General features: G+C 70.7%; 1 protein-coding gene and 1 pseudogene. One reads left to right on the top strand and one right to left on the bottom strand.

The window, feature by feature from the left end:
- Positions 1 to 72 precede the first annotated feature (72 nt).
- Positions 73 to 468, top strand: a pseudogene (locus ACWEBX_RS39320) (YncE family protein); the annotation flags it as partial.
- 7 nt (positions 469 to 475) lie between these two features.
- Here ACWEBX_RS39320 and ACWEBX_RS39325 read toward each other — a convergent pair.
- A partial coding sequence (locus ACWEBX_RS39325) for a cellulase family glycosylhydrolase (protein WP_451889500.1) occupies positions 476 to 2,268 on the bottom strand: 1,793 nt, incomplete at its 5' end.

Here is a 2,268-nt window from a genome sequence, read left to right on the forward strand (position 1 = left end):
TGCCCGATCCGCAGGACTGGAACACGCTCGGTCACCGAGCACCTGCCTGGGACGCCGTGCGCGAGAGCGTGAGCCACCGACAGGATCACCCGGGTGAAGACCCTCCCGAAGAACCCCGCCACGAGCAGCGACCGCACGACCTGGGTCAACGACTCGCGCCACCACGGCATTTCGATGAACCCGTCGGGCACCGCGCTGTGCGTCGCGGGGACGATGGACGACTACGCGACGGTCGTCGACCGCGCGACCCTTCAGGAGGGGCCGCTGATCCCCGCCTCCAAGCCGTACTGGGCGACGGTGAGCGGCGACGGCAAGGACTGTGTCGTCTCCGAGAGCGGCGCCGACCAGGTCACCGCCATCGACTTCGCCACCGGGCTGAAGACGGTGTCGGTACCGGTCGGCGACCACCCCCAGCGGGTCCGGCTCGGCCATGTGGAGGCCAACTGGAATGATCCGTCCGGTAGTTGACCGACGCTCAGCCGAACCGCGCGGCGGCCCAGGCGGCCAGTTCGGTCCGGGCACCGTTCAGCAGGGCGGCGGACGGAGCGCCGGCCCCGTTCGTGACCAGCGCGTAGTGCACGGTTCCCGAGCCGGACGCGGTGAGCAGGAGGCGCCGGCTTCCGGTCCCGCCCGGCTCGGGAGCCACGGCCACGGGCGTCGTCGTGGTGTAGGCGGGCGGGGAGACCAGCGCGCCGAGATCGGACACCACGGTCGTGGCCGAGGTGGGGAACGAGGCCGGCAGATGGAGTTCGGTGGGCGCGGACCCGCCGGCGGAGCGCCAGACGAGGAGGCCGTACTGACCCGTTCCCACCAGTTGGGAGACCTGGGGCAGGGTCGAGGGCACCGGGTTCCAGGTCAGCGTGGTGGAGCCGTCGCGGGAGCGGTCCTCGTAGGTGAAGGCGAGGGTGGAGCCGGCGGTGGCGCCGGGGTACAGCCGGTCGAGGAGCCGGGCGTCCTGGCGCAGTACGGCCGTGCCCGAGTCGTCGAGGCGCACGGCGGAGAGGTCCTCGTCGTTCCAGGCGTCGCCCGAGGTCAGAACCTTGCCAGGGTTGTCGTTCATCAGCTCGTGGTGACGGCCGCTGTAGATGTCCCACTGCCACTGGGTACCGGACAGGACCGGCCCCGAGGACGCCGCCCCGGTCCACCAGCCGGAGCCGGGCAGGCGGGAGTCGAGGGCCTGGTACATCGCCTTGTCGACGGTCGGGGCCTTGTCCGAGACCGTGCCGGAGAGCGGATGGCCGAACTCACTGACGACGGCCGTGGTCCCGGCGGCCGAGGCCCGGTCCCGGACTGTCGCGAAGTCGCTCGCGTACTGGCCGTCCGACGCCTTGCCCCACATGAGGATGCCCGAGATGGCCTTCTGGTCGTAGAAGTGGGTGTTGAACACATAGCGCGGACCGAGGGTGCCCGCGTCGAGCAGCCCGCCCTCCTGCTTCTGGGAGGAGATGTTGGCGTTCCAGAAGAGGTTCGGTTCCACGAAGGCGGGCTTGTCCTGCCAGCCGGCCGCGTCCATGCGGGCCCGGAACCTGCCGTAGAACGGCCAGAGCAGGTCGCGTTCCCAGGTGCGGCTCGTCTGGCCCGAGTCGTAACTGCCCGCGTAGGGCTCGTTGTACGGGTCGAAACCGGCGACGCCCCCGAACTCGGCCGTGGTCAGGTGCTGCCGGACGTACGTCATCGTGGCCTGGGCCGTGGCGAGGAAGGCGTCCTGGACCCCGTAGGCGTTGTGCCAGAAGTCGTACTGCGCGGCCTTGACGGCGTTGTTCTGGGTGATGTTCTGGCCCCAGAACAGGCAGATGCCACAGGACTCCCGCGGGTAACCGCCCGCGGTCACCGCCCATTTAGGGGCGCCGTCGCCCGAGTACCAGCTTCCCGGGTTGAAGAGGTACCGGGAGTAGAGGTCCTGGTGGAAGTCGGGGAAGACACGGATGCCCGCGTCGAGGAAGGCGCGCATCTGGTCGGTGGCCGCGGCGAGATAGGCGCTGTCGACCTGGCCGAGGACCGGTTCGGCGTGCGCCCAGGAGAACAGGAAGCGCACGGAGTTGCCGCCGCCCAGGGCACGCAGCGCCGTCGCGGACTTCGTCGCGTCGGCGACCGACGCGAAGGGCAGTCCGCTGTTCTCCTCCAGCTTGGTCTCGCCGGAGACGTTGTAGCCGCGCAGCACGACCTCGCGGCCGAGGCCGTCGGTGAAGCGGCCGTTCGCGACCGTGAGGGCGGCGGCGGCCGGCTGGTCGAACCAGAGGGAGTCGGGGAGTCCGTCCGCGGCGGCGG

Source organism: Streptomyces sp. NPDC005070 (genome assembly GCF_053600395.1).